Consider the following 25,761-nt stretch of genomic DNA (forward strand, 5'->3'; position numbering starts at 1 on the left):
CTGCGTAACGGCGTACGGACTGATCGCGACGCTCGCCCTGACTGCCCCCGACCGGACGAACAGGGCGAGCGTGGCGGTGTGTCGGGCCTCGGCTCGGCCCCCGGTCAGAACCCCATCGGGCGGGGGTGGGGCTCAGCGGTGGGGTCGGTCGACCATACGAGGCGGAGTTCGACGCTCTCCGCTCCGGCGAGGGTCTGGATCAGGCGTGCCGCCCGGCCGTTCCAGTAGACGAACGTCTGGTTGTCCGTCAGACGGAAGCACGGGGCGTCGGAGGGGATCCGGTTCGGGACGAACACGGCGCGCCAGATCTCACCGGCCTCGTCCGGCGCCGACGACGCCTCGTGGTCGAGGCAGTCGGCCACGACATCGGGGAGGTGTGTTGGTGGGCCCGACAGACCGTGGAGTCGACGTTCACGTTCCAGGTGATCAGGCCCCTGGTGTCGGCCTGCGCTTGGAGTTGGGCGACGATCCGGGCCCAGGTGCCATTCCGCTGCCAGCGCCGGAACAAGTCGTACACCCGGTCCCACGGGCCGTACCGTTCGGGCACATCCCGCCACGGGGTGCCCGTCCGCGTCCGTGACCGTATGCCGTCTATCAGCTGCCGCCGGGGCCAAGCCGGAGGCCGCCCAGGCTTCTTGCCTTGTGGCAGCAACGGCTCGAGCTCGGCCCACTGGCGGTTTGTCAGATCACCACGCTCCACGGGCGTGATCATCTGCCACCAAGATCGATGTTCACAGACCCCAGCGCGTCCCTGCCTCGCAAGGACGCGCTGGGCTACCGACACGGCATAGTCGGCGAGCCGCTCGTAGTAGCGGCCGACCCAAGTGACGTCGACGGCCGACTCGACGCCGTGCTTCCAACGGCCGCCGCGCAGAGCCGCTTCCGCGCTCGTGTCCCAACCATCTCTACTGCACTACATCGGCGGTCCCGTCGAAGGCCAGGCCGCGCAGTGCGAGCTGCTGCGTCTCGAAACGACCCTCGGTGGTGGCCTCCACGTCAAATGAATGAGCCACTGTCGCTGGGTAACCGATCAGCTCAAGCGCCCGGCTGGGCAGCGGCTGCTGCGCTGCCTCCCTGGATTCCCACAGCAGGACGGCGCCCCACCTGTTTGCGTCGGCATCGGAGACCCACATCTTCAAGCGGAGCCCGGGCACTTCGGAGAACGCGGAAACGGACTCCTCACGCAGGTAGGTGCGCCTGGACTCGATGGTCCGACCGGAAGCGGACAGGTCCCACCGGACGATGACAGCGTGCACAGCGGTTGTCTCTTCCTTGGAGCGAGCGGACGCGGACGGGTGGCTTTGACTGACTACGGCTCGACCGCCAGTCGCAGCCCCAGGCCGACGAGGACGGCACCGGAGATCTGCTCCATCCGGCGTCGAACCGACTGCCGCTGGAACGCACTGCGCACCCGCCCGGCCAGCCAGACCAGTGGCAGGTACCACATCAGGTCCACCACCGCCCAGATCACCGAGAAGGCGACCAGCGTCGGCAGCACCGAGGCTCCCTGCGGCACGAACTGCGGCAGGAAAGACACGGCGAACACGCCCGCTTTGGGATTGGCGAAGTTGGTGACCAATCCCTGCCAGTACGCCCGCCGATGCCCCACCGCTGCCGTCTCCACCGGTTCCTCACCCGGCCCGCCGACCCGCCGCGCCTGCCATAGCGCGCGGGCCCCCATCCACACCAGTACCGTGGCGCCGAAGATCCGCATCGCTTCATAGGCGATCTGCGAGGCCAGCAGCAGGGCGGAGAGCCCGAACGCCGCCGCGAGACCCCACAGCAGCACCCCGCACTCATTGCCCAGGACCGTGGCCATACCGGTTCTACGGCCATTCATCACCGCTCGGCGCAGGATCACAGCCGTACTCGGCCCGGGGACCATCGCAATCAGAAAAGCCGCACCGACGAACGGAACGATAGAAGCCAACATCGGGTCAGCATGCCGAGTGTTCGAGTGCCTCACAAGGCCCTTGTCGGCCTGACGGATCGCGGGAACCGGAGGGCAGGCGTGGCCGACGCTCGGCACGGACGGAGCCGACACCTTCCTGCTCGGACAGCCCACGGACCCGCAAGTTCGCCGCCGGCTACGAGGCCGTGCTGATCGCTGCGATCAACGAGTGGCTGTAACCAGCACTTTCGCAACAGGCCCTATAACTTGATCTTTAACGTGCGGCGTCGAATGGTCCGTCGAACTTGATCACTCGGTTTGGTATCTGCCGGACATGAAGGCGGCCTTCGTCTGAACATGCGCTCCGACCAAGGAACACACACATTCAGCACGAAGGCCGTGAGGATGAGTCTGCTGCATCACGACGCCCGGCGAGAGTCGCTCGCACAACTGTCATGCTTCCGGGGCGAGTTCTATGCCTGCCTGACCTCCCGTTCGGACGTGTTGTTCGAGCTGGCTGATGCTGTTCTGTGCGGCGACGGGCCGGTGAGGTCGCTGGCCGAACTGTCGTTGGTGGGTGAACACCGCCGCGGCCATGGAGGGCTCTACGCAGCCATGGCCCGTGGACGCATCGATGACGGCCAGCTGCGGCGGGCACTGGCAGAGGTGCCACTGCCGCGGTCTGCCGACGGCCGGCTGGTCCTGGCGATCGATGTCACCTGCTGGCTGCGGCCCGACGCCCACACCTCACCCGAGCGGATTTTGTGTCACACCTATGGCCGGGGCAAGGACCAGCACATCCCGGTCCCCGGCTGGCCCTACTCGATCGTCTGCGCGCTCGAGCCGGGCCGTAGCTCATGGACGGCGCCGCTGGACGCGCTGCGTCTGAAGCCTGGCGACGACACCGCAACCGTCACCGCCCGGCAACTGCGCGATCTGCTGCAGCGACTCATCGCAGCAGGGCAGTGGCAGGCGGGCGACCCCGACATCCTCATCGTCGCGGACGCCGGATACGACGCGCCCCGCCTCGGCTTCCTCCTGGGTGACCTGCCGGTCCAGGTGCTGGCCAGGATGCGATCCGACCGCGTCCTGCGCAGAGCGGTCCCACTACGGCTGCCACACACTCAGGGCCGACCGCCCCGGCACGGCGGCGAGTTCGTCTTCGGACAGCCCAACACCTGGAGCCTCCCGGACACCGAAACCATCACCGACACCCGCCTCTACGGCACTGCCAGGGCCCGGTCCTGGAACCGGCTGCACCCCAAGCTGACCCACCGTTCTTCCTGGGCAGCCGCAGACGGCACCCTCCCGATCGTGGAAGGAACGGTGATCCGCCTGGACATCGGCCATCTGCCCAGCGGAGCAACACCCAAGCCGGTCTGGCTGTGGTGGTCAGACACCGATGCCACCCCGGACGACGCCGACCGCCTCTGGCAGGCATATCTCCGGCGCTTCGACATCGAGCACACCTTCCGCCTGTTCAAACAGACCCTCGGCTGGACCTCCCCAAAGCTCCGCACCCCCGAGGCAGCCGACCGATGGACCTGGCTGATCCTCGCTGCCTACACCCAACTGCGGCTCGCCCGCCCACTCGCAGCCGACCGGCGCCGTCCCTGGGAGAAACCCACCCCGCCGGACAGACTCACCCCCGCCCGAGTCCGCCGCGACTTCCGGCACATCCGCCCGCAATCGGCCTGTCCAGCCCAAGCACCGAAACCTTCGCGCCCTGGCCCCGGACGGCCGCCGGGCCAAAAGAACACACGACCCACACCCCGCCACGACGTGCATACACCCCGCAAAACAGCGGCAGCGAAAAAGAGAACGACGAAGTCAACCACCCCACGACCACGCCGCACAGGTTAAAGATCAAGCTATAAGGGCTGTCCCGAAACCATGCTTCGGCTGACGGTGACAGGGCGCAGGTGGACAAGTCGGTGGCAGGCTGACCGTCGGTAAGAGACGATCCCGACGTGCACGGCCCTGTTCTTACCGGACGCTCCCGAACGCGTTGAGCGGTGTGGTGCCGTGCTGTCGACGGATCGATGCTCGGCCTGGCCTTTCGACGCCGGACCGGAGAGGACGCGTGTGGCGCTCGCTCTTGAAGATCGCTTGGCCATCACCGAACTGGTCTCGTTGCACGGTCACCTCGTTGACGACGGAAGCCTTGACCGGTTGGAGGAGTTGTTCACCTCCGATGTGGTCTACGACCTCACCGACTTCGGCCAGGCGCCGTTGTCCGGGGTGGCGGCCATCCGAGAAGCGGCCTGGGCGCTGGGAGCCGCCAACCCCGTCGCGCATCACGTCACCAACGTCGTCGTAATGGCGTCGGCAGACGGCCGGGTGCAGGTCCGATCCAAAGGTCTGGGCATCAGGGCGGACGGCTCTTGCGGTTCCGTCTCCTACGACGACATCGTGGCGCGCACCGCTGACGGCTGGCGGATCAGCCATCGCAAGGTGTCGCCGCGCCGTACTCCCTTGGGCGGGATGACAAAGCCAGGCTGACCAAGCACGTCTCGCCTGCTGCGTGGTGGACAACGTCGCCTTTGAGGCGGCGGTCGCGGCGGATCTTCCAGGTCTTCATGCGGGCGAAGACGTGCTCGACACGGGCTCGGACTTTGCGGTGGGAGGCGTTGTGCTCCTCCTTCCAAGTGGGAAGTTCGTCCTGGCCGCGCTCGCGGCGGTGCGGGATGACCGGGCCTGTGCCCCGGTATCCATCGTCGGCGATGACAACGGCCTTCCCGACAGCGGCCTTGGCTCCGGACAGTTCCCATGCCTTGCAGTCGTTCCGGTTGCCGGGCAGGGGCCGGCCAACGGCGACGACGAGTCGGGTGTCGGTGTCGATGACGACCTGGTGGTTGGTGGAGTACCGATAGTTCTTCGACTGCTCGGCGACCGTGTGCTCGCGGTGGGGACCACGGGGCCGTCCACGATCGGCACGGTCTCCTTGCAGAACCGCTTGCGCTGGTTGGCGAGGAACATGCCCAGCGCCACTGGCACGCCCTCGGACACTGCACCGATCGCGCCTCGCCCAGCCTCTTCCACGGCAACCTGAGCGCCGCACGCCGCTTCCACGCCCGTGAAGGGCACCTGAACGTACCCAGGCAGCACAGCGAGTTGGTGCCCAGCATCCACTTGTCATCCTGGGTGCGGCGTACCGGCCGCTCGTCCTCCCCGGCCTCTTCGATCCCGAACACGCTCTCCAGCAGCCACTGCTGCGCCACCCCGAGCTTGTCCCACTCTGAGTTCCCCTCCGACCTGGACCGACCATCCCGGCCCCGGCATCCACGAACCGGCACTGCCCGGTTCTGCCGACACGATCCCGCCCGCTCTGGAGAACACCCGTCTCACGGGTCACCGCCGACATCTGGCAGTGGCTCGCCCCGACAGCCGGCCCGGCCTCGAAGGCCAGCGCGCACCCGGCCGCGTCCACGTCGTCCAGCACAGCACCGCCCACCAGACTCAGGTGCTACTCATGACCGACGCTGAAGCCGCCGACTGGATCGCCGCCACGGCGGCCGAAGAGAACTGACTTCGAGCCAGGCACACACCACACGCCTTGGGGAGTCAGCCATGACATCCCCGGGGCCGGCCTGACTCGTTGATGACGGACGCCATGGCCGCGTCCACCCCCATCAGGTGGCTGGTCGGCACTCCCCGGGCTGTGCCGTCGTTCCGCGAGGGCTCTTCCAGCTGCGTAGATAGCAGTGGGTGACCGCTCGACATGCAGGGGGTGACGAGGCCTGTTTCTCTGGTGTGGCCCGCTCTTCCTCATCACCTAAGGAGTGATCATGAGCGCTGCAGGCGAGACCGGTCGTGCCCAGCAGATGCGTGCTAAGGCTCAGGACCTGGAACAGGCCGCGGAACGCGCCACTGACCCGCAGGAGCGTCAGCGTCTGAAGGACAAGGCCCGCCAGCTCAAGGAGCAGAGCGAGCATGTAGGCGGTACGGGCAAGCCGGACATCGACCCGACGCTGTAGTCCCGGCAGTTCCGAGCACAGACACCGGCCGGTGGCCGGCCTCCGTGGCTTTCTGGCACGCGAGAGGCCGCCGGCCGGTCACTGCTGTCTCCGCTCAGCCGCCCACGGCCCCGGCAGGCACGCCGACGTGGCACCTCTGGCACAGATCCGCGACTACGAGCGTCTGCCGCAACTCTCAGAAGCCCATTTGACCTGGGCACTCAGCACGCTCATGACCCGAAGGCTCACCCGCAGGGGGCGCGCTCAGACTGGGCGAAGAAGTACTGAACGGCGTCAGGTTCCGCATGCTTCGTATGTCTGCCACCGGTGCGAGTACCCCTCTCGCAATGGCCCGCCGATCAGATCCAGGAGCTCCTTAACCGTGGCTGCCAATCGGGTTGGGTCAGCCCGTTCTGCCACAGCCTGGTATCCGTCCAGCAGGGCCGTTCCCAGATCTGGGTTCGCCGCCACGAGCCGGCGGGGCAGCCACTTGCCGATTCCTGTCCACGCACCATGGTGGGCAGTGAGTAGTTCGGCAGCTTCCCGAAGCACGTGGTCAGCGATGACAAGCTGCTCGTGGCGGCTTGAGGGCGGGGTGTCAACGAGGTCGTCGAAGTAGCAGGTCAGCACATAGCGGCCGTGGCGCCACTGCTCTGCCGTCAAGGGCGGTGGCCCCAGGGCAACAATCTCTTGTGCCAGCTGACATGTGCGGGCCACTTGGCCATCGGGGTCAGTCAGCGTTACCCCTTGGGCATAGACGAAGACCACCGTCCCCCGGCGGCGAGCACGGTCCCACTCGAAGAACTTGGGCAAATCCCCTACGGAGTTGAGGAACAGTTCCACAAGGCGTCCTTCGTGGCGGATCACTTCCCGGCCGCTTCCTGCGGAGTCAGGGAGGAGGACACCGATGTCGAGGTCGCTGGTCGGAGTGGAACGGCCCTGGGCAGCTGACCCGCCGAGAACGGCCCCGAGCGCGTGTGGGAACAGTTCTCCTACCAGGCGACCAGCCTGGGCCAGCGCAGCTTCTTGATCATTCATCGGGTTCCTCCGTGGATACCCCTGCCTTCAGGCAGGGAGGAAGCGGACTCCTGCGGAGCAGGGCAAGGTGCGGGCTTTCGCCCCAGGGCGAAAGCCCGTGCTCTGACCCGCAGGTTTTGTCTTGTGCGGCGGTCACACTAGTTTGTGGGCGTGTCCACGACGTGTGTGAAGCGGGCGTTCAAGTACCGCTTCTATCCGACCGATGCGCAGGCGGCCGAGCTGTCGCGCACGTTCGGGTGCGTGCGCAAGGTCTACAACCTTGCGCTTGCCGCCCGCACCGGGGCGTGGGCGCGGCAGGAGCGGGTCAACTACAACGCCACGTCGGCCATGCTGACCGCATGGAAGAAGACCGGGGAACTGGCGTTCCTCAACGAGGTTTCCGCCGTGCCGCTCCAGCAGTGTCTGCGGCACTTGCAGACGGCGTTCAGTAACTTCTTCGCCAAGCGGGCCAAGTACCCTCGCTTCAAGTTGAAGAAGAAGTCGCGGAAATCTGCCGAGTACACCAGCAGCGGTTTCCGGTTCCGTGCTGGGGAGCTGGCTCTGGCGAAGATGGCCCAGCCGCTGGATATCGTGTGGTCGCGCCCGCTGCCCGAGGGCGTGTCCCCGTCCACGGTGACCGTGTCGCAGGACGCCGCGGGGCGCTGGTTCGTCTCCCTGCTGTGCGAGGACCCGGCCGTCGAGCCACTTGCCGCTACCGATTCGGCCGTGGGAATCGACGTCGGTCTGGACCACCTGGTGACCCTGTCCACCGGGGAGAAGATCGCCAATCCCCGGCACGAACGCAAGGACCGTGCCGCCCTCGCCCAGGCTCAGCGCCGCATGTCGAAGAAGGAGCGGGGCAGTGCGAACCGGGCCAAGGCCCGGCGCAAGGTCGCCAAGATCTGCGCGAGGATCGCCGACCGTCGCCGCGACCACCTGCACAAACTGACCACTCGTCTCGTTCGTGAAACCCAAACGCTCGTGATCGAGGACCTGACCGTGCGCAACATGGTCAAGAATCGGAAACTGGCCCGCGCCATCTCGGATGCGGCGTGGTCGGACTTCCGGGGCCTGCTGGAGTACAAGGCCGCCTGGTACGGGCGGGAAGTGATCGCGGTCGACCGCTTTTTCCCCTCGTCCAAGCTGTGCTCCCACTGCGGCACCTTGCAGGGCAAGATGCCGCTCAACGTCCGCACCTGGACGTGTGACTGCGGCACGACCCACGACCGGGACGTGAACGCAGCACGCAACCTTCTGGCCGCCGGGCTGGCGGTGACAGTCTGCGGAGCTGGTGTAAGACCTCAACGGAGTTCTCCGGGCGGGCAGTCGGCGACGAAGCAGAAAACCCCACGGCGCAAGCCGTAGGAATCCCCCTCCTCAGGAGGGGGAGCATGTCAACGGAATCGCTCAACGTGCAGCCAGCCAGGGAAAGGGCACCGATCCCCGGTGTGAAGAGGGCAGTCCGAGCACGGAGGCACCGCCTCGCCTCACGCTGTTGCCGCGGTCCACTCCAGCCCGAGCTTGGCGAGTGCGGCCAACTTGTCCGCGGTGAGTTTGGCGCGGCGGGTCTTGGTGTTGGAGAGGAATACTCCGAGTCGTACTTCGGTGCCGTCTTCCAGCCGCTCCACATGGGCTCTGGGGACCACCAGGGAGCCGGTGCGGGCTTTGGTACTGCGCGCCAGGGCTGCTACGCCCGTCTCGAAGGCGCTCACGGGCGCCGTGGACGGCGCCGCGGGCACCTCCGCCTCCGGAGCCGGGGCCAGCGGCGTGATGCCGGGCTGCTCCAGGCGCTGGCGCTGTCCGTCCATCAGCCCAGTCCAGACGGTGTGCTGACGTTGTTTCTGGAGCCAACGGCCGATGTCCATGCCGTGGACGGTGACACCGGGTTCCACGTATGCGAGGACGCTCTCTTCCACGAGCATCTCGCGCACCGCTGCGAAGTGCCGCTGCCAGTCCGCCGGCCAGGCCGGGTTCCAGTGTGGGTTCTCACCTCGTCCAGGGGGCACCGTACGCAACGGAGCCGCTCCGGCGCAGGCGGTCCGAGCATCCCGGCACGCCCGCCCCCCGCAGCCTCACCCCAGCACGACCACCATCACCAACGCCCCCACTAGCGAATCGATTCGGTCCAGCAACCCCCCGGACCCGGCCAGCCACTGCCCCGAGTCCTTGGCACCGGCGCCCCGTTTGACCAGGGACTCCACCAGGTCGCCCGTCGGCCCGCCCACAGCCACCGCGACTGCTGCTGGCCAGCTCCACTCCGAGAGCAGCGCGAGCACGCCCAGCCCCGCCGCCGCGCCGCACAGCGTCCCACTCCACCGCTTCGCCGGGGACAGCGGCGACAGCCGGGGCCCGCCCAGCCGTTGCCCGGAGAAGAACGCCACCACGTCGGCCACCGACACCGCCGCGAACAGCGCCAGCGCCACGGTCCCGAGCGGCGCCAGTGCGGCCAGCGTGCCGAGCCAGACCAGCCCGAGCAGGCTGGTGCCGAGCCGGCGCAGGCCCTGTTCGGCGTCGCCGGTCACCAGCGGTACGGCGGCCAGCGCGAGCGCACCTACGGCGCCCACCCGCCAGGCCTGATCCGGCACCCAGGCGGCTGCGACGATCAGGCCCGGCACGGCCGTGGCGAGCACTGCCCGGTCGGCGCGGGGCAGCCGGGTCAGCGCACCGAACTCCAGCACCGCGATCACCGCGACGACCCCGGCGAGCAGGGCGACACCAGGCTGCCCCCACCAGAACGCGGCGGTCACCACGGGCACGCCGACCGCCCATGCACACCACCGGACTATGAATTCGCGCCGCCGGGACACCCCCACCGCCACGCCGCTCACCAGCAGCGCACCGCCCAGCCACGGTGCCAGCGAGTCCACACCGGTCACCTGGCGACTCCGGCGGCGGGGGCAGACCCGGCCGGGGCGGCGGAGGCGGTGCGCAGGGCGGTGAGGGCGGCCCGGTACGCGGCGACGATGCGCGCGTTCTCCGCGGTCTCGCGGACCGCGACGCGCACGGTGCGGCCCTCGTAGGCGGCGGAGAGCGGCGACAGGTCGCGTAGATACACGTCGTGGCGCCGGCACTCGGCGACCAGTGCGGCGGCGCTCGGTCCGCCCGGCGGCAGGGTCAGCGAAAGGAAGTTCGCCACCGACTCCTCGACCAGGACGGACGTGTCCACCCCGGCCAGATCCGAGGCGAGCTGTTGGCGCAGCCCGTGGGTGTGCCGCAGCCGGTCGGCGTAGTAGGCCGGGTCGCGCAGGGCCGCCACGGCGGCGAGCTGGGCCGGCAGCCCGACTGCCCACGGCGGCGTCCACCGGCGTACCTCCGCCGCTGTCTCCGGCTCGGCAACCAGGTAGGCGGCCCGGACGCCGGACAGGGCGTACGTCTTCGACATCGAGGTGCAGACCACTGCCCGCGGGTCGGTCGCGGCGAACGGGGCGAGCGACTCGGCGGGATCGACGTATCCGAGGTACGCCTCGTCGATCCACCAGCGGGTCGGGGCCGGCGCGGCGGCGATCACCGCGCGCAGCTCGGCGGCCGGCGCGTGGCGGCCGGTGGGGTTGTTCGGGTTGACCACGACCACGAGGTCGTACTCCCCGGCCGCGACGACCGCCGACAGCCGCTCCGGATCGATCCGCCAGCCCTCCTCGCGCCGCAGCCGGAACCGGTCCACGCGGCAGCCGATCACCCGCTCGGTGACATGGGCGTACTCGCCGTACCCCGGGTCCATCAGCAAGACCCGGCTCGCCGGTGTCAGCCACCGGCCGAAGGCCCGGAAGATCAGGTCGGAGGAGCCGGCGCCGACGGCGAGCGTCTCCGCGGGCAGGCCGCGGGCGGCGGCGATCTCCGCGAGCAGGCCCTCCGCGCTGGTCGGTGGGGAGGTACGGGCGACCCACCCGGCGTCCTCCGCGAGCGCCGCGCGCGCACCGGGGGCCGGCGCGAACCAGGCGTCGAGCACGTCGGCCGCGACCACCTCGAGACGCCGATCCAGGCTGCGGAAGTCCGTGCCGATCGCGGTGAACGAGGCCCCGCCGTGCTCGCAGCCGTCCGGGCGGGGCGCGAACGACGAGTCCAGGCGCCAGTCCACGCCGGCCGCCAGCCGGGTCAGGGTCGCGGCGTGCCGGCCCGTCGTGCCCCGCGTCAGCTCCGCCACCTCCCCGGTGAGCACCTCGAATTCGACCGCGCCGCTGCGGACGGTACGGCCGACGGGTCGCAGGCCCGCCGCCCGGTACATGCCGACCAGGTCGGCGCGGCCCATCGCCACCAACCGCCGCCCGCCCCGGGACGCGGTCCAGCGCAGCGCCGCGTACATCAGAAGGGCACCCGCCGCACCGGCCCGCGCGTCGGGCTCGACGGTGAGCAGGCGCACCTCGAAGACGTCGGCCTCGTCGAGGAGCGGCAGTTCCGCGCGGGTCAGGTACTTGTCGAGCCCGTACCGGCCCACCCAGGGCGGCGTCACGCTGACGAACCCGACACGGACCGGGCCACGAGCCGCGACCAGATAGACGTTGTCGCCGTCGAGCCCGTCGACCAGCCGCCCCTCGGCATTGGGCGCGTGCTGGCCCAGCTCCTCCGCGTAGACCCGGTGCCGCAGTTCGTGGATCCAGGGAAGGTCGTCCGCGGTGGCGGGACGCAGGCTCAGGGGACGGCTCATCAGGACCTCTTCGTAGGGGAGTGCGGAAGGTCAGTGTGTCGAGGGCCGGCCGGCGTCAGCAGGGGCGAGCACCTCAGGGGAGGTGAGTACGCGTACTCAGGCGATCCCGTCCGTCGTGCCGCCGGCACCCGCGACGTCCGGCTCCAGCAACGTCGCCACAATGCGCCGGGCATCGCGCAGTTACCCGGCGCGGCGGGTCGCCGGATCCGTGTCCGTGACCGTATGGACCGCCGCCCACCGGCACCTCGGAACACCGCTCCTCCTCGTCCGGGACAACCGGAACGTCCACCTCGACGCCTGGATACGCGCCTTCATCACCGCCCAGCACTGGGTCGTCTCCTTCCAACTCCCCTCCTCACAGGTAGAGGCGACGCCGGCCCGCATCACTCGCCATTCCAAAATTCCGGAATGGCCGATCACTGCCCGCAGCGCGGGCACCGGTCGCCGTGGCGGCCCCGGGTCTCCACCACCAGGCCCCGTTCCCGGAGCCGCCGCAGGTGATACGCGACGCTGGACGTGCTGGTCAGCTCCATGGCCGCTCCCAGCTCGCGCACGGATGGCGCCTCGCCATGCTCAGCGATCCACTCACGCGCGCACACGACGATGCGGCGCTGCCGGTCGGTCAGGGCGTGCGAGGCGATGGTGCTCATACTTTTGAATAGAGCGTGCGTTCGATCTTCTGCCCGGCCGCAGACCGAGGCCCGGCACGTTGCTGACTGTCCTGTGCCACCGAACCTTGGCTTTTGCCGGGCGAAGATCAGTGAACGGTGGGTTCGTGCCATCGAAAGTTGAGCGGCACAGGGGGCTGGGCGTCACAAACGCCGGATCACCGTTCGACTAGCGTGGCTCTGGATGCCCCATACCGAGATCGAGATCACCGCAGACCTGGTCCGGGATCTGCTGCGCGACCAGCACCCTGATCTGGCCGACCGCCCGTTGAGGCTTGGCGCGCGCGGCTGGGACAACCAGCTGTGGCGGCTCGGCGACGACCTCGCCGTGCGGCTGCCCTGGGCGACGCTGTCCGCGGACGAGCTGCTGCGCAAGGAGCACACGTGGCTGCCCGCACTTGCCCCGCACCTCCCGCTGCCGGTCCCCATACCGCAGCGCCTCGGCGAGCCCTCCGAGCGTTTTCCGCGGCCCTGGATCGTCACCACCTGGGTGCCGGGAGCGCCTGCGGACCGATCTCCCGCCACGCGCGCCGCAGAGGCGGCCGATGCCCTGGCCGCCTTCCTCACCGCTCTGCACTGGCCAGCTCCCAGCGGGGCTCCCGTCGGCCGTTACCACGGAGGGCTGCTGGCCGATGGTGCTGAGGGGTTCGCCGGGCAGCTCGCCTCGGTCACCGAGATGGGGCTGGTCCCCGACCCGGATGCCGTCCGCGCCGTTTGGGAGGACGCCGCAGCTGCGCCCGGCTGGGCGGGCCCGCCGCTGTGGCTCCACGGGGACCTGCATCCGGCCAATGTCCTCACCGCGGACGGCACCTTCTGCGGTGTGATCGACTTCGGCGATCTCTGCGCGGGCGATCCTGCCTGCGACCTCGCTGCCGCGTGGATCCTGCTGCCGGACGGCGCCGCCGACCGTTTCTATGCCGCATACGAGCCGGCCCCAGACGCGGCGACCCTGCGCCGCGCCCGTGGCTGGGCGGTGCTGAAAGCCCTTACCTGCATCCTCGTCGGAGATGCCGGCGTCCACGGCCGCCCCGGCGGCAAGCCCACGTGGGGCCCGCCCGGCCATGCCGCGCTAGGACGCCTGACCGTAACGGCCCACCGCTGATCACACGCTCGGTCTTCGATGACAAACCGCGATGTCCGTCGTCATCGACACCCCGATCCCCTGCACCGCAGTCGCCGTGAACCTCCAGCAACTACGTGCCGTCCGCTTCGCCGAGGCGACCCACCGCGGCACCGTCGACCCCGCCACCATGGCCCGCGTCAACCAGGCCCTACGCGCTGTCCTCGACCTCTGACCGGCAGCCGTTCTGTACGCCCTGGAAGACCCCTCTAGAGTGGCCTCAGGCATGGAAAAGCCCCCTCCGGAGAGGGGGCCGTTCGTGCGGTGTTCCCTGGTCAGAGCACCGTACACGCGACTGCCGCTACTCTCTTAGGCTACGCCTTCTTCCTCTGGGGCGAGTGGTACGCGCCGATCTGGTCCACGGTGTAGACCTCTCGGCCGTTCACTTCGGTGCCCTTGGGGAAGTCGTCGCGGCGGGCCTTGTGCCGGCGCATGGTGTCGGCGCTGGAGGCATCGAACTCTTCGCCGGGCGACCTCGGCCAGGGGCAGCAGCTCCGGGGGTGCGGTGAGGTCGGGAGTGGCCTCCAGGGCGCCCTCCTGGCCTTCGTGGCTGGCCTGGCCGGGGATGGAGCCGCAGTCTGTCGATGCGCGCTGTGCAGCGCAAGTACGGGTGACCTGGCAGACGGTCCGAAAGGCACTCGACCTGGTCTGGCCCGAGCCGCGCACGGAGCTGCCCCGCGTCCGACCAGGCTGGATCCGTACAAGCCGTTGATCGACGAGACGCTCCGCAGGGATCACGATGCTCCGCCGAAGCAGCGGCACACCGCCAAGCGGGTCTTCGACTGGCTGCCCGAGCCGCGGGCTAAGCGTCCACGTTCCCGACCTGTCCCACGAGCGTGGATACCCTCACATGCTCGGTGAACCGCTCGTCCGCGGGGAGCGCTTGCCGGATACGTTCGGCGAAGTCGGCGTGGTCATCCGGTCCGGGCAACTGATCCGCGGGGATTGCCGAGCAGACTCCGCCAAACAGCTGATCGAAGCTCAGCTCACCCCTGTATTCGACCACCATTTCCCGCACATCGACGAAACCCGCGGACTCCAGCGCCTGCGCATACCTCAGCCGGTCGCGGCTGCTGGTGCCGCAGGACGCTTCCAGCGTGGTGCCCAACCACCCTTCCAGACACCCGCGCAGGGCACGAGACCATGCGCTGTCCTGCAGCCACAGCGGCGTTCCGTTCGAAATCACCGCGATGCCTCCACCCCTACGGAGCAGCGGCGACACGGCGCGGAAGAGTTCATCGTGCTGCATCCAATGAAGCGCCTGTCCGACGACCGTCAGCGCCAGCGACCGCTCTCCCATCAACGACCTCAGCGCTGGAACATCGGTGTCGGCACCGAGCATCCAGGTCGCGTTCCGAATCCCCTGGCTATCGGCTGCGTCCCGGGCCAGCCGCAGCATGTCCGGCTCAGGGTCCACGCCCACCACGGAACGAACCCGGGAAGCGAAGGGAAGAGCAAGCTGGCCAGTGCCACACCCCACATCGAGCACGACATCGGCTTCCGACAGCTCGAAGGCTTCCTGCAACGCATCGAAAACCTGGGAAGGGTATCCACGTCGGAACTTTGCGTAGTACTCGGCCACAGCGCCACTGAATCCCACTGTCATACCCCCACCTTGCCGGGCATCCGTCACACCGGGAACCGATCGCGCCCAATGATCGCTTTCCGCTGAACCTGAGACAGATCCTCCGACGACCCGGTGAAGATGCTCTCCTTACGCACCCGAGTGACATCGAATCCCGCCGACATTCAGAGGCTCACAGGTCCTCGGCCGACATCCGAACTCATCTGTCCGGTGACATCGAACTTGGACGGATTGTCAGCGAAGTTGGATCGGCGGGGCGCTGCCCCCGTCGACGGCGTTTCGCCCGCCGCACCTGGCAGCGGGGCCCCGCCGTCGGCGCGGGCCGCTGCCAGGTGCGGAGCGGTGTTAGGCCAGTGCGTACACGACGCACCGCATCCCCAAGGAGCCCGCAGGCGCATCGGCGCCGCGCTCCAGGGCTGCCGGGCCGGTGCCACCGTGGTGGGGCTCCGCCGCTCCGGCAGCCCCACCAGTGCACCACCTCGGCCTCCGCAGGGAACACCGCCCGCAGCGCGAAGCCCTGACCATGCCCCCGAAGGGCAGAGGCCAGGGCTGTCGGTCATGCGGTCCGGGAAGGGGAACCGGAGGCCGCTGTCGCGCACCGTCTCAACGTCCCCGCTGTCCGCTGCCCGCAAGGACACGCGCCGCGTCAACACAAAGCTCCTCCGTCTCCCTCCTGGGGAGATGCCTCTCATGCAGCCGCTGCCGACCCCCTGCCCCGCCGACCGGATCCCGGACGCGACCGGCCTGGACGCCTTCCACGCCGCGCGCCAGGCGGCCAAAGATCAGCGCGTCGTGTTCATCGCAGTCGAGCCCCAACGTCCCGGTGGACGGTCAAGACCGACGCGCTCACCGCGCCCCAGCACACCATCGACACTGCGGTGTACGACGCCGTGCGCGAGGCCGTCATCCGCCTCATCCGCTCCCAGGAGATCCGCCCCGACTCCTCCGCCGGCCCCGTCTACTTCGTCCTGCACGACGTGGACAACGATCCCCGGGCCCGCGAACTGGCCGCAGCCCTCCACGCCGCCCGCTACGGCGACCTCGAACCCCTCACCCGCGCAGTGCCCCACGCGTCCTGACGCCCCCAGGCAGCAAGACCAATCGCAGCGCTACCCCCTGGACCGCAACTGCATCTCGCCGGCACGGGGTTCACATCCGATGTGAACGGGCCGCGGTCGAAGCAGGCTGATTGCCTGACGGGCGGTCGCAGGGTGCGCGATGATCGCCGTTCGGACAGTGAAGGAGAGGTCATGGACAAGGGCAAGCGGATCACCGGTGCGGCACGCGACAAGCTCGCCGCCGAGCTGAAGGCCGCATACGAAAGCGGCGCCTCGATCCGGAGCATCGCCGACAGCACCGGACGTTCGTACGGCTTCGTCCACCTCATCCTCACCGAGGCGGGCGTCACCCTGCGCGGGCGTGGCGGGGCCACCCGCAGCAAGCCCAGTTCCTGACGGTCTGCCGTGAGGCGGCGCCCACGACCGGGCCGGCCGTAAGCGCACAGTTCGCCACGGCCGGGGCGCCTTGATCTGCGTCGAGCTCCGCACCGTGCCGAGCACCGTGCCCGGCAGCGCACCACCGGGTTTGCATGCCGCGCCTTCGCGGAGGCGGAGCCTTGGACACGCGCGTGCTCGTGGGTGAGGTCACGGCGAATCGTTCGTGCATATGCGGAACGGGCGTGCGGCAGGCACAGCCCGAAACCTCTCTCCAGGGCATCGCCGTTAGGCGAACCATGCACCCCGAATTTGTCATCAGCCACCGTGACGAGAAGGGCTGGACCGTCGTCGAGGTCCACGGCGAGGTCGACGCTTACACCGTGCCCCGGATCAGGGAGTACGTGGTCGCCTGTATCGAAGGGGGGCGGCGTCACCTCATCGTGGACCTGGTGGGGGTTTCGTTCATGGACTCGACGGGCCTTGGGCTCTTCGTCGCCATCAGCAAGCGGTTCCGTGCGCACGCCGGTGACCTGAGACTGGTGATCACGCATCCGGGTGTTCTCCAGATCTTCCGCATCACGAGCTTGCACCGGTCCTTGCAGATCTATGACTCGGTTGAAGCCGCGATGGAGTGACATGAGAGGCGACGACGACAGACGCTCGCTGGGCAGTTCCGAGAGCGACTGCCCATGGTGCCGACAGCTCTTTCTGCCAGGTGCTGAGCGACCCCAACGGGGCGGGAAGATCCGGCCACCGGGAAGGAGCGATCCTTCTTGCCAGCCATGCCAGCCATGCCAGCCATGCCAGCCATGCCAGCCATGCCAGCCATGCCAGCCATGCCGGCCATGCCGGACAGTCCGCCTCGCCGAGCGCATGCGGACTGTGATGGTGTCGCTCGCGGCACTCACCACGATGGTGGCCGCGGTGGTAACCGTGTGGCGGACCTGACGGCGTACTACCCCAGGACGCTGTCCTTGCTGCGAAACAAACGGGCCACTCACGACGGAGAATCGCCGCTCCGCTGCTCGGAGCTTCACGGAGTCGGTTAAGCGAACGGCTTCTCTGAACCGCAGTGTCGACCGTTCATGCTGTGACCTGCGAATTCGAGGTTCGCCGCGTTGCCGCGGCTTGGCGTGCACGCTGTCGGCGCCGCGAAAACACGAGCGGATCGCGAGCCCCGGATGCTCAGCCCTGGCGGAGCTGACTCCGACAACGGCCAAGAGGCGGCGCCGCATGGTCGATCGGGTGACTCCGGCCGTCGGGCAACATGGACGATCGGTGTGAGGGCTAAGGGGTGTCCCGTAATCCCTGGTGGATCAGCGCGTGGCGTCAGATGCGGTGCTGGGCGTCGAAACGCTCGCCTGACTGCCGTAACCGGCGCGCGCAGGGCATCTCCGCCCGCGAAGCTGTTGGGCGTACGTGCTCCATCCGTCATGTCGGGGAGACAAAGAAGGTATTCCTGTGCGTCTGCATCGAGTAGCACTGTGGGTCGCGGTCCCTATGGCAGTTCCTCTCGTGGTGGCACCGGGCGGAACGACGAAGGCCGCCGTCATCAGTGGGACAAAGTCGGAATCCCTTCCGTCGGCGTGGCGGGCCGAAGCGGCTACGGAGCCGGCTGTCGCTTTCGCTCAGACCTTCCCGTCCCTCGGAGCGGCGCCCGTGCTGTTCCCTCACACAGCGCATCGACCCGTCATCGTGTCGCGTTCGCAGTGGCGGGCCGACGAGACCAAGCGCGACCCCCATGCCCACTACGCGCAAGGGGTTGCGGCGATCTTCATCCACCACACCGACACCCCCAACGACTACACGTGCGCGGACGTCCCGCGTACCTTGCGCAATCTGTACACGGGCCAGACCCGTGACCAGAAGTGGGGAGACCTCGGCTACAACTTCCTCGTCGACAAATGCGGCAACATCTACGAAGGCCGCGCCGGCGGTACCGACCGCCCCGTCATCGGCTCCCACACCATCGGGTTCAATCAGAGCACCACGGGGATCGCGGCGATCGGCACCTTCGGACTGGGGACGCCGGTGCCGGCGGCCATGGAACGCGGGATCGCGGCCCTCGCCGCCTGGAAACTCGGCTTGCGCGGCGTCGACCCCACCAGCAAGGTGCGGCTGACATCCACGAATGACAAGAGCCGTTACACCAAGGGAACTTCGGCCACATTCAACGCGATCTCCGGCCACCGCGACGGCTTTGCCACCGACTGCCCCGGGGAGGCGTTGTTCGCCCGACTCCCCGCGATCCGCCAGCTCGCCGCTGATCTCCAGGGCAGGTCTGCACGGACCCCCTTCGGTGCCGACCTCCCGGTGACCTTGCGGACCCTCCATCAGGGCAGTAGTTGACCGCCGGGCGCATCCTGTGCCGGGGCGGTGCCATGTCCCCTACCCCCGGCCACACCACAAAAGGGTCCGGCATCGAGCTGCCGGACCCTTGAGTGGGGTTGCTATAAAGGCTGTCCTACCTTCTTGACGTGGGCCTGCTCTGGTCGTTCGTAGGATCGGAGGGCCCGGGGGCTTCGGGTATGGCTGTAAAGGCTGAGCCGCTGGATGGCTTACGGGACTTGGCCGCCCGAGGCCCCACGACGACCCGACCGCCAATTGGGATACGCGACTTGATCGCTGCTGTAGGACAACGCCGGCGAGGTCGTCTGCGGGCTCCATGTGCGACGAGCTGGCGGAGGGGAACGTGCCCGACATCTGGGCCGGTGTGGACATCGGCAAGACACATCACCACGCCGTGGCGATCAACGCGGAGGGCAAGCGGCTGCTGTCCCGCCGGATCCGCAATGACGAGACCGAACTACTGACACTGATCGGCGACGTGTTGGCGATATCCGATGACGTGTTGTGGGCCGTCGACCTGAGAGGTTGTCTCACGTGGTGAGTTTCGGAGGAGGGCCATCACCTCCTTTGCCAGGGTGTGCACCATCTGCGCGGTCAGCTTTTCCCCGGGTAGGCTGGTGTGCTGACGTTCGGCGGCCTCGACCGCGGTCTTGGCGAGCCGGTCGGAGTTGCGGACGCTGCGGTTGCGGAGCCAGGTCTCCAGGCGCTTGGTGCCGAGGCGGCGCAGTGCGGCCGGGGTCTGGTAGCCAGTCAGCAGGGTGAGCGGGCCGGTGTTGGTGAGGTCCAGGGCCCGCTCCAGGCTGGGGAAGATGCCGGTCAGTTGGGCCCGGAGCCGGTTGACGGTGCGGGTGCGGTCGGCGACCAGGTCCATGCGACGGCCGGTGAGGATCTTGAGATCGGTCACGGTCTCGTCGCCGGGGCGTAAGGGGTGCAGGTCACGGCGAATGCGGACCTGGTCGGCGATGACGGCGGCGTCCTTGGCGTCGGTCTTGCCTTCGCCGCGGTAGCTCTCGGAGGCGCGGTGGATGACCCGGCCGGAGATGTAGTGGACCTGCTGGTCGTGGTTGAGGAGGATCGTGATGGCCAGGGCGGCGCCGCCGTCGGCCAGATCGATGCCCCAGAACACCTCTTCGCCCAGGGCCAGGACGTCAGCGAGGAGTTCAAGAAGTTCGGGCTCATCGTTGGCGACGCGTCGGGACAGCAGCCGACGGCCGCCCTCGTCGATCGCGACGCAGTGGTGATGGGTCTTGCCTGCGTCGATGCCGGCCCAGATCGCGGCCATGTGGTGCCTCCGTGCGGTGGGGTGTGCTGGTGCCTCCCGACGGACGACCTCGCTGTCGATTCCCTACAGAGCGATCATTCGCAATTCCTAATTGGCAGCCGAGTCGTCGCGGGGCGTCGGGCGGCCAATCGCTGGAAGCCACAAGCGGCAGAACCTTGAAAGCCACACCCGACGCCCCTGGGTGGGCCAACCATACGAAGGGCTCGCCCGGTCCCGCAGACAACGTAGGGAACCCTTGACCGGGAGGTTGTGGACGACCGGGAGGTTGTGGACCGAGGACCGACTCGATCTGCCGGCAGCCCTTGAGGCGGCCCGGTGTGAGGCCTGGGGCGTCGCTCATGCCCGGCGTCCGGCGCAGCCGACCGCGGACAGGCCGGATGGCGCCATCGTCGCGACGACGCCACCGACGTAGTGGAATGCCGGCCATGTCCGGACCGTGGACCCGTTATGCCTGACCCGGCGTACTGGCTACCGCCGTTGCATCCACTGTCGCAGGGTATCCAGCAGTCCGCCGTTGCACTGTGGTTCGGTGCAACGGCGGCTGTGTCGGCAGGGGCGTATTACAGCTCCCGCTCGATCTGGTTCTCGCTGACCTTGTCTTCGCGCAGGGTCGCCTCGTTCTGGACGGCGTAGCGGGCCTGCGCCCCGCTGCCCTCGGTGCTTCGGATCTCGCCGCGCTGAAGCTCGTCCTGCTGGTCGCGGTATTCCACGTGCTGTCCCTTGCGGTAGGGCATGGGGATCTCCAAGTCTCGTGTGGGTCGGCGGGGGCCGGCCCTGCTCTTGGGCAGGGCGCCCCGCCTTCTTGGCGCCCGCGAATGTCACCGGGCGCACTGACAGCCCACCCCCAACTCCGCGCTACGGCAATCACTGCGGGCCAAATGGAGGACGCCGCGCCCGCCACTCAGGGACCGGACGAGCTGCTCCCGCTCCCCTGCAACGAGATACAGGCTCTGTTCTTCGCCCCTCGTAGTGCCCGCGTCATGAAGATCACGTTCTGCAGCTGGAGTCAACACCGTTGCGTTTACGTTCGGCGCCGGGATGCAAGTCCGGTCTCGAAGAATGTGATGTTCGTGGTGAGGGTGTAGTTCTGGCTTGTTGTGGGGTGTTGGCCCGTGTTCGCCGTGTATTTGCTTGCCGGCCGCTTGCGGCTGCGTGCCTTGACGCGCAGGCGGCGCCGGGCGGGATGGAGCGCGTCCGGCACAGCTGTGCCGATGACGCCGACGAGATCGACGGGACCGGTGGCGGGAAGGATGCCCGCGCCGAGGACCACTTGATCACGGGCGGTCTGCAGCAGGGTGAAGCTGACGCGTTCCAGGTCGAGGCCGGGACGGTGATGCACGGCGTCGGCGCTGGCACGGATCAGGGCCTGGCGTATGCGCGAGGCCGCGCTACTGGACCGGGTCGTCGACCTCCAGCGGAGCGCCGGTGCCGGAGACGGAGCAACGGTGGCTATCTCAGTCAGTCTTCGGTGACGCGGATGATCGTCTTGCCGGGGGTGCGCTTGTCGGGGGCGAATGCGGCGGCCGCCTCGGCGAGCGCCCGAACCGCGCCGACGATCGGCTTGAGCCGCCCGTCCCGCAGCCGCCTGGCGAGGTCGGCGAGGCGCACGCGGTCGGGTTCGACGACGAAGAAGATCGCCCGCCCGTTTGCGGGTTGGACGGTCACCGGCTGGGCGATGGTGACCAGCGTGCCACCGGGACGGACCAGCGCGGCGGAGCGATCAAGGATCTCGCCGCCGATCACGTCGAAGACCACGTCGACGTCGCCGATGTCCTCGAGATGCTCGGCTTGGAGGTCAACGAAGGCATCCACCCCCAGCCCGAGGGCGGTCTCACGGTCATCGGCCCGGCCGGTGCCGATGACCTGGGCGCCGACCTCACGGGCGAGCTGCACGGCGATGGAACCGACGCCGCCTGCGACGCCGTGGATGAGCACGGTCTGCCCGGTGGTGAGGCGGGCGTGATCGAAGAGGGCCTGCCAGGCGGTGAGCCCGGAAATCGGCAGGGCGGCGGCCGTGGTGTGGTCGACATCCGCCGGGAGCGGGGCGAGGTTGCGGGCCTCGACGGCGGCGTATTCGGCCAGTGAACCGTTGCGGGTCCAGTCCGTCAGACCAAAGACCCGCTGCCCGACAGTGAGTCCGGTGGTGCCGTAGCCCAGCTCGGCGACCACGCCGGACAGCTCGTGGCCGGGCACGCTCGGGGTACGGTCATGCCCGGCCCGGTCGGTCCAGGTTCCGGGCCAGGCCAGCTCGCCCGGGGTGAACCCGGCGGCGTGGACCCGCACGATCACGTCGTTCTCGGCGGCGTGGGGATAGGGCAGGTCGGTAATGGTCAGACCGTGGACGCCTGCGTCACGGTCGCTGACAGTGATGGCTTGCATGAAGAGTTCCTCGTGGGACGGGGACTTTCGGTGGCGGCTCGGCAACCCGCGAACGGTGTCCGATTCGTCGCATCCCGAGCCTAGGTGTGAAGTGACCCGGACGGCTGGGCCAATCGCCACTGTCTTGAGTGGGCCATCGTGGCAGAGCTGCCGAAGGGCTGGATGACGCCAAGCCCTGATCCGTGCCCAGCGCCGACGCCGTGCACGCGTCAGGCCTCGCAGCAGCAAGAGGCCGGCAAGCAAGTACACGGCGAACACGAGCCGGACTTGCATCCCGTCGCCGAAGCTTGTTGCTCGTGACGATCACGGACGCGCGTTCGTATCTGCCCGAGATGAACTGGAAGAACAGGTTCGCGGCCTCGGGTTCGAAGCGGGAAGGGGATCGAGCCGCGCGGACGCGTCCCTCGGCGCCGTGGGAGTCGCGGCCGGCAACTTCCCGCTGCAGGCAGGCGGCCAGATACTCCTCGTGGCGCTCCACTCTTCCGAGCGGGCCCGATCGGCAAGCCGGGCGGCTGCATCTCGCAGAGCCGGAGCCTTCAACGCCTTGGTGAGATAGACGAGTTCGGAGGTGACGTCGCGATTGCTGCCTGTCTGTTTAGTGTTGTGCGAGCTCATCACGCTGCCTCTTCACCGGTGGTCAGTCCGCCGTCGATGACACCGAAGATGCGGGCATAGGAGTCGAGCGACCGCTCTTCGACCTCGGTGAGATCCGTGGGCGCGTGCTTCACCGCGGCAGTCCTGCGGCCGGCCGCGGCAGCGGCCGCATGGTCCGGATCGGTGATCGTCTGATGACGAGCCCAACTACGGGCACGCCGGGGCGACTTCGACGCCGTCGCAGGTCACCAGGACCTGTTCGAGATCCGCGGCCACTTCGACACGACGGCCGATGGCCAACCGGCGCCTTCGGCGTCGATCGACTCTTCGGCGAACGCACGGCCGGGACGCCGCGCCGGTCACCGAGCAGACCCCGATAGCGGCCCGAGTCCCGGGAGCGGCTCACTGCGAGGATGATCGGTTGCCACCTCGGCGGTGGTCTGTGGCCCAAGGTGCGCGGGCCTGCGCTGCCACCCTTCGCGGCGCGGTCGGAGGTCGATCCGGCGCCGCCTCGCGCTCCTGGCCTTGAACGACGCCAGGTCTCCCTCGTGCTTCGCCGGTGTGGTGCTTCAGCGTCTTCGTGCCGTGAACGGCAGAAGTGTGGCGTTCGGGCGGCCTTGGGAAAACACTCGACGCGCAGGTCCACTCCCGCCATGTCCTCGGCCTTGTCCTTTACACTTTCGCCGTCACATAGCGTGAGGAACGATGTGAGAAGAGTGATTGAAGTGCTGCGTAGTCCGCGGCGCCCCCTCGTGCTCGGCACGGTGCTGACCGTCGCGCTCGCCGCACAGTCAGCTCTGATCGTCGCCCAGCAAGTGCAGATCGACGACCTGCGGATGCAGCCCGTCGACGTCCAGGCGAACGTTGAGCCCGGCCCTTCAGGGCCGTCCGGCCCCGCCGGTCCCTCTGGTCCCGGTGGCCCTATCGGCCCGGCAGGCAAGGCCGGCACGGACGGGAAGGACGGCAAGGACGGCACGAACGGGAAGGACGGCACGAGCGGGAAGGACGGGAAGGATGCTGTCGTTCCGCCGGCGCCGGCTTCAAGTTAGACACGCGGCCGCACCGGCCGGCTCCTTTGGCGTGCACGGGAGGGTATTGCGCCCTTGCGCGGGGCCGGATAGTGCCCTCGCAGTGGTGGACAGTGCCCGGACGGGGTGCAGCGCCGCCGAGAGCGTGGGACACGCCGACGGCACGGCGCGGGATCGTCAACCGGCCGTCAGGGGCCGTTCCCGGTCCGTCGCATGCATAGCGGTTGTGGCCTGAAAGCAGACACCGAAGCCCGCGACACCCCTTGGGCTTCTCCGCGCACCGAAAGGGGCGCCCGAAGCAGGTGAACATGGCTCCGCACACCCGCCTGCGCTGGGCCCGTGACGTGCTTTGGCCCCTTCCCGCAGTGATCGGCGCAAGTGGGGTGTCCGCTCGCCCCGGGAAGGGCGCCCGACGTGGAGGTCCGCCTCTGCCGCGCCCTTGCCCTTTGCCCCTTGTCGTCACATAACGTGAGGAATGATGTGGGAAGTATGAAAGAGTCGTGGCGTAGCCCGCAACGCCGCCGTGCACTCGGCGCAGCGCTGACCGTAGTGCTCGTCGCGCAGGCAGTTGTGCTCGTCGCCCACCAGCAGCAGCTCGACGAACTCCAAGCACGGCGGATCGCCCTCCAGGGGAACAGCATCCGGCAGGGTCTGCCCGGCCCGCCCGGCCCCTCCGGTCCCTCCGGCCCGGCTGGCCCTACCGGCCCGACAGGCGTGCCGGGGTGGCATGGGCGAGACGGTCATCACGGCGTGCCGGGGCACGACGGAAGGACAGGCAGGCATGGCAGGAACGGGAGGGTTATCTACCTCAGGCCGTGCCGCCATACGGCCGCCTGTACCCACTGCTCTTCAGCGCTGTCACCGGTCACTACGCGTCCCTTTCACCAGCCGCCCAGGTCAGCTCGAGGTCCGCGAGCTGCTGGACCTTGCCGACGGTGAGTTTGGCGCGCCTGCTCTTGGTGCTGGTTCAGCCACACTCCGACCTCCGTGCCGTCCTCGAGCCGTTCGACGTGACCCCTGGGGAGATTCAAAGGCGCCATCATCGTGGGGCGTAGGGCATGGGCTGATTCCCCAGCAGGCCACCGCAGTCTCCTGACCACACCCGGGTGACCCTGCTGCCCCCTGGCTACCACTGATCGAAGGACAGTCGGGATGACAGGCACTCAGGTAGGGGCGGTGCGTGTCCCATTCACCGGGTGCCAATGCACGCACAGGCCGAGGGGTGATCCGGCCGGTGTCGTCGATGTCGAACCCCCAGGAGAAGCCGGTCAACGGCGCGACGTGCCGTTCGGTCTCCTCTAATGGAGTCCAGGCCAGGAAGCTGTGGGCGAGCCACGCGAGCGGCTTACGCTCATCTCGTGACGGTGCGTCGAACAGCGTGGGCCTGACACCGAAGAAGGCATAGGGGGAAGGCGCGTCCTCGAACAGGAAGAACGGGTCCACCTCGAAGGCCGTTCCGTTCGAGGGGCTGTCCGTTGACTGGACCAGTTGGACCCAGCCGAACATTGCACGATAGCCCTGGGCAGGGTGCTCGATACTGGCGCTGCAGCACGGGAACCCGCGCGCACCCGGCGGCATACCAACCATTTCGGGCTCATCAACGAGCTCGACGGCCACCGTCACGGATCCCGCTGCACCCGTCATGGATAAAGGGGAAGATCACATCCTCACCCTCGCGGTGATCCGCTTCAGCGGCAAGGGGCAAACCTGGGGGCCGTCATAGTTGAGGCTGAGTTGCTTGAGGACTCGGGCCGCGTCGACGAAGCAATCGAGATCACCCGGTCCGGATGGAGACCGGGCACCCGATGGCGCTG

General features: G+C 68.5%; 25 protein-coding genes and 4 pseudogenes. 13 read left to right on the forward strand and 16 right to left on the reverse strand.

Translation table 11 applies throughout. The annotated features are described in order from the left end of the window. Positions 1-104: 104 nt before the first annotated feature. From OHA58_RS39035 to OHA58_RS39055, 5 genes and pseudogenes are all read right to left on the reverse strand, one after another. Positions 105-362 carry a hypothetical protein gene (locus OHA58_RS39035; protein ID WP_405485415.1) on the reverse strand — a complete coding sequence of 86 codons (258 nt, stop codon included), beginning with the start codon at positions 360-362 and terminating at the stop codon, positions 105-107. Beyond that, on the reverse strand, positions 248-712 hold the full coding sequence (locus tag OHA58_RS39040; protein WP_405475604.1) for a transposase: 465 nt from the start codon (positions 710-712) through the stop codon (positions 248-250). The genes OHA58_RS39035 and OHA58_RS39040 overlap by 115 nt, the downstream gene beginning before the upstream one ends. A 48-nt stretch (positions 713-760) precedes the next feature. Further along, a pseudogene (locus OHA58_RS39045) lies at positions 761-874 on the reverse strand (phosphate transport system regulatory protein PhoU); the annotation flags it as partial. Positions 875-905: 31 nt separating this feature from the next. Beyond that, entirely contained in the window at positions 906-1,256 is a 351-nt protein-coding gene (locus OHA58_RS39050) for a hypothetical protein (protein ID WP_405475601.1), read from the reverse strand. 53 nt (positions 1,257-1,309) lie between these two features. After that, the gene (locus tag OHA58_RS39055; protein WP_405475598.1) at positions 1,310-1,933 is read right to left on the reverse strand and encodes a LysE family translocator; all 624 of its coding nucleotides are present in this window, start codon (positions 1,931-1,933) and stop codon (positions 1,310-1,312) included. 363 nt (positions 1,934-2,296) lie between these two features. On the opposite strand from OHA58_RS39055, the gene OHA58_RS39060 reads away from it, so the two are divergent. Both OHA58_RS39060 and OHA58_RS39065 read left to right on the forward strand, forming a co-directional pair. Beyond that, positions 2,297-3,754, forward strand: a complete 1,458-nt coding sequence (locus OHA58_RS39060; RefSeq protein WP_405475595.1) for an NF041680 family putative transposase — start codon at positions 2,297-2,299, stop codon at positions 3,752-3,754. 222 nt (positions 3,755-3,976) lie between these two features. Then, on the forward strand, positions 3,977-4,393 hold the full coding sequence (locus OHA58_RS39065) for a nuclear transport factor 2 family protein (protein ID WP_405475592.1): 417 nt from the start codon (positions 3,977-3,979) through the stop codon (positions 4,391-4,393). Here the strand turns inward: OHA58_RS39065 and OHA58_RS39070 are convergent. Continuing rightward, positions 4,332-4,876 (reverse strand): annotated as a pseudogene (locus OHA58_RS39070) (transposase); the annotation flags it as partial. The gene OHA58_RS39065 and the pseudogene OHA58_RS39070 sit on opposite strands and share 62 nt — an antisense overlap. Positions 4,877-5,261: 385 nt before the next feature. On the opposite strand from OHA58_RS39070, the gene OHA58_RS39075 reads away from it, so the two are divergent. Then, the gene (locus tag OHA58_RS39075; protein ID WP_405475589.1) at positions 5,262-5,420 is read left to right on the forward strand and encodes a hypothetical protein; all 159 of its coding nucleotides are present in this window, start codon (positions 5,262-5,264) and stop codon (positions 5,418-5,420) included. A gap of 259 nt (positions 5,421-5,679) precedes the next feature. Next, complete coding sequence (locus tag OHA58_RS39080; protein ID WP_405475586.1) at positions 5,680-5,868, forward strand: DUF6381 family protein; 189 nt, start codon at positions 5,680-5,682, stop codon at positions 5,866-5,868. Between the two features lie 273 nt (positions 5,869-6,141). Here the strand turns inward: OHA58_RS39080 and OHA58_RS39085 are convergent, their stop codons facing one another. After that, positions 6,142-6,885, reverse strand: coding sequence for a nucleotidyltransferase domain-containing protein (locus OHA58_RS39085; protein ID WP_405475583.1), 744 nt, complete (start codon positions 6,883-6,885; stop codon positions 6,142-6,144). Positions 6,886-7,035: 150 nt separating this feature from the next. Here OHA58_RS39085 and OHA58_RS39090 point away from each other — a divergent pair, with 150 nt between their 5' ends. Beyond that, the gene (locus OHA58_RS39090; protein WP_405475580.1) at positions 7,036-8,229 is read left to right on the forward strand and encodes an RNA-guided endonuclease InsQ/TnpB family protein; all 1,194 of its coding nucleotides are present in this window, start codon (positions 7,036-7,038) and stop codon (positions 8,227-8,229) included. Positions 8,230-8,351: 122 nt separating this feature from the next. On the opposite strand, the gene OHA58_RS39095 is transcribed toward OHA58_RS39090, so the two are convergent. The 4 genes from OHA58_RS39095 to OHA58_RS39110 form a co-directional block, all read right to left on the reverse strand. After that, positions 8,352-8,870 (reverse strand): helicase associated domain-containing protein, encoded by a 519-nt coding sequence (locus OHA58_RS39095; RefSeq protein WP_405475578.1) that lies wholly within the window; start codon positions 8,868-8,870, stop codon positions 8,352-8,354. Between the two features lie 66 nt (positions 8,871-8,936). Further along, on the reverse strand, positions 8,937-9,740 hold the full coding sequence (locus tag OHA58_RS39100; protein WP_405475575.1) for a phosphatidate cytidylyltransferase: 804 nt from the start codon (positions 9,738-9,740) through the stop codon (positions 8,937-8,939). Continuing rightward, positions 9,737-11,506 carry an aminotransferase class I/II-fold pyridoxal phosphate-dependent enzyme gene (locus tag OHA58_RS39105; protein WP_405475573.1) on the reverse strand — a complete coding sequence of 590 codons (1,770 nt, stop codon included), beginning with the start codon at positions 11,504-11,506 and terminating at the stop codon, positions 9,737-9,739. The genes OHA58_RS39100 and OHA58_RS39105 overlap by 4 nt, the downstream gene beginning before the upstream one ends. Before the next feature lie 416 nt (positions 11,507-11,922). Continuing rightward, positions 11,923-12,156 (reverse strand): hypothetical protein, encoded by a 234-nt coding sequence (locus OHA58_RS39110; protein WP_405475572.1) that lies wholly within the window; start codon positions 12,154-12,156, stop codon positions 11,923-11,925. 202 nt (positions 12,157-12,358) lie between these two features. On the opposite strand from OHA58_RS39110, the gene OHA58_RS39115 reads away from it, so the two are divergent. Beyond that, on the forward strand, positions 12,359-13,276 hold the full coding sequence (locus OHA58_RS39115) for an aminoglycoside phosphotransferase family protein (RefSeq protein WP_405475570.1): 918 nt from the start codon (positions 12,359-12,361) through the stop codon (positions 13,274-13,276). 31 nt (positions 13,277-13,307) lie between these two features. Beyond that, a complete protein-coding gene (locus OHA58_RS39120) occupies positions 13,308-13,469 on the forward strand; it encodes a hypothetical protein (protein ID WP_405475568.1) in 162 nt (53 codons plus the stop codon). Between the two features lie 627 nt (positions 13,470-14,096). Here OHA58_RS39120 and OHA58_RS39125 read toward each other — a convergent pair. Continuing rightward, complete coding sequence (locus OHA58_RS39125) at positions 14,097-14,900, reverse strand: class I SAM-dependent methyltransferase (RefSeq protein ID WP_405475565.1); 804 nt, start codon at positions 14,898-14,900, stop codon at positions 14,097-14,099. Positions 14,901-15,757: 857 nt separating this feature from the next. On the opposite strand from OHA58_RS39125, the gene OHA58_RS39130 reads away from it, so the two are divergent. From OHA58_RS39130 to OHA58_RS39150, 5 genes and pseudogenes are all read left to right on the forward strand, one after another. Continuing rightward, complete coding sequence (locus tag OHA58_RS39130; protein WP_405475564.1) at positions 15,758-15,958, forward strand: hypothetical protein; 201 nt, start codon at positions 15,758-15,760, stop codon at positions 15,956-15,958. Positions 15,959-16,129: 171 nt separating this feature from the next. Further along, on the forward strand, positions 16,130-16,333 hold the full coding sequence (locus OHA58_RS39135; RefSeq protein WP_405475562.1) for a helix-turn-helix domain-containing protein: 204 nt from the start codon (positions 16,130-16,132) through the stop codon (positions 16,331-16,333). 278 nt (positions 16,334-16,611) lie between these two features. After that, complete coding sequence (locus OHA58_RS39140; RefSeq protein WP_405484688.1) at positions 16,612-16,950, forward strand: STAS domain-containing protein; 339 nt, start codon at positions 16,612-16,614, stop codon at positions 16,948-16,950. A 1,060-nt stretch (positions 16,951-18,010) separates the two neighbouring features. Continuing rightward, a complete protein-coding gene (locus tag OHA58_RS39145; protein WP_405475559.1) occupies positions 18,011-18,664 on the forward strand; it encodes a peptidoglycan recognition protein in 654 nt (217 codons plus the stop codon). A 316-nt stretch (positions 18,665-18,980) separates the two neighbouring features. After that, a pseudogene (locus OHA58_RS39150) lies at positions 18,981-19,184 on the forward strand (transposase); the annotation flags it as partial. 30 nt (positions 19,185-19,214) lie between these two features. Here OHA58_RS39150 and OHA58_RS39155 read toward each other — a convergent pair. The 4 genes and pseudogenes from OHA58_RS39155 to OHA58_RS39170 form a co-directional block, all read right to left on the reverse strand. Then, positions 19,215-19,946 (reverse strand): annotated as a pseudogene (locus tag OHA58_RS39155) (IS110 family transposase); the annotation flags it as partial. Between the two features lie 560 nt (positions 19,947-20,506). Beyond that, positions 20,507-20,680, reverse strand: a complete 174-nt coding sequence (locus tag OHA58_RS39160; RefSeq protein ID WP_399294526.1) for a hypothetical protein — start codon at positions 20,678-20,680, stop codon at positions 20,507-20,509. A 287-nt stretch (positions 20,681-20,967) separates the two neighbouring features. Then, entirely contained in the window at positions 20,968-21,285 is a 318-nt protein-coding gene (locus OHA58_RS39165; RefSeq protein ID WP_405475557.1) for a hypothetical protein, read from the reverse strand. 119 nt (positions 21,286-21,404) lie between these two features. After that, the gene (locus tag OHA58_RS39170; protein WP_405475555.1) at positions 21,405-22,325 is read right to left on the reverse strand and encodes an NADP-dependent oxidoreductase; all 921 of its coding nucleotides are present in this window, start codon (positions 22,323-22,325) and stop codon (positions 21,405-21,407) included. 1,319 nt (positions 22,326-23,644) lie between these two features. Between OHA58_RS39170 and OHA58_RS39175 the strand changes: the two genes are divergently transcribed. Beyond that, entirely contained in the window at positions 23,645-23,968 is a 324-nt protein-coding gene (locus OHA58_RS39175; protein ID WP_405475553.1) for a hypothetical protein, read from the forward strand. The last annotated feature ends 1,793 nt before the right edge of the window (positions 23,969-25,761 follow it).

It is taken from the genome of Streptomyces sp. NBC_00009 (genome assembly GCF_045040855.1).
Classification (GTDB): Bacteria; Actinomycetota; Actinomycetes; order Streptomycetales; family Streptomycetaceae; genus Streptomyces; species Streptomyces aureus.

Coding starts and splice junctions, on each gene's coding strand:
- OHA58_RS39040 (WP_405475604.1), bottom strand. CDS start 712: ATGATCACGCCCGTGGAGCGTGGTGATCTGACAAACCGCCAGTGGGCC.
- OHA58_RS39055 (WP_405475598.1), bottom strand. CDS start 1,933: ATGTTGGCTTCTATCGTTCCGTTCGTCGGTGCGGCTTTTCTGATTGCG.
- OHA58_RS39060 (WP_405475595.1), top strand. CDS start 2,297: ATGAGTCTGCTGCATCACGACGCCCGGCGAGAGTCGCTCGCACAACTG.
- OHA58_RS39080 (WP_405475586.1), top strand. CDS start 5,680: ATGAGCGCTGCAGGCGAGACCGGTCGTGCCCAGCAGATGCGTGCTAAG.
- OHA58_RS39085 (WP_405475583.1), bottom strand. CDS start 6,885: ATGAATGATCAAGAAGCTGCGCTGGCCCAGGCTGGTCGCCTGGTAGGA.
- OHA58_RS39105 (WP_405475573.1), bottom strand. CDS start 11,506: ATGAGCCGTCCCCTGAGCCTGCGTCCCGCCACCGCGGACGACCTTCCC.
- OHA58_RS39110 (WP_405475572.1), bottom strand. CDS start 12,156: ATGAGCACCATCGCCTCGCACGCCCTGACCGACCGGCAGCGCCGCATC.
- OHA58_RS39115 (WP_405475570.1), top strand. CDS start 12,359: ATGCCCCATACCGAGATCGAGATCACCGCAGACCTGGTCCGGGATCTG.
- OHA58_RS39120 (WP_405475568.1), top strand. CDS start 13,308: ATGTCCGTCGTCATCGACACCCCGATCCCCTGCACCGCAGTCGCCGTG.
- OHA58_RS39125 (WP_405475565.1), bottom strand. CDS start 14,900: ATGACAGTGGGATTCAGTGGCGCTGTGGCCGAGTACTACGCAAAGTTC.
- OHA58_RS39135 (WP_405475562.1), top strand. CDS start 16,130: ATGGACAAGGGCAAGCGGATCACCGGTGCGGCACGCGACAAGCTCGCC.
- OHA58_RS39140 (WP_405484688.1), top strand. CDS start 16,612: ATGCACCCCGAATTTGTCATCAGCCACCGTGACGAGAAGGGCTGGACC.
- OHA58_RS39160 (WP_399294526.1), bottom strand. CDS start 20,680: ATGCCCTACCGCAAGGGACAGCACGTGGAATACCGCGACCAGCAGGAC.
- OHA58_RS39170 (WP_405475555.1), bottom strand. CDS start 22,325: ATGCAAGCCATCACTGTCAGCGACCGTGACGCAGGCGTCCACGGTCTG.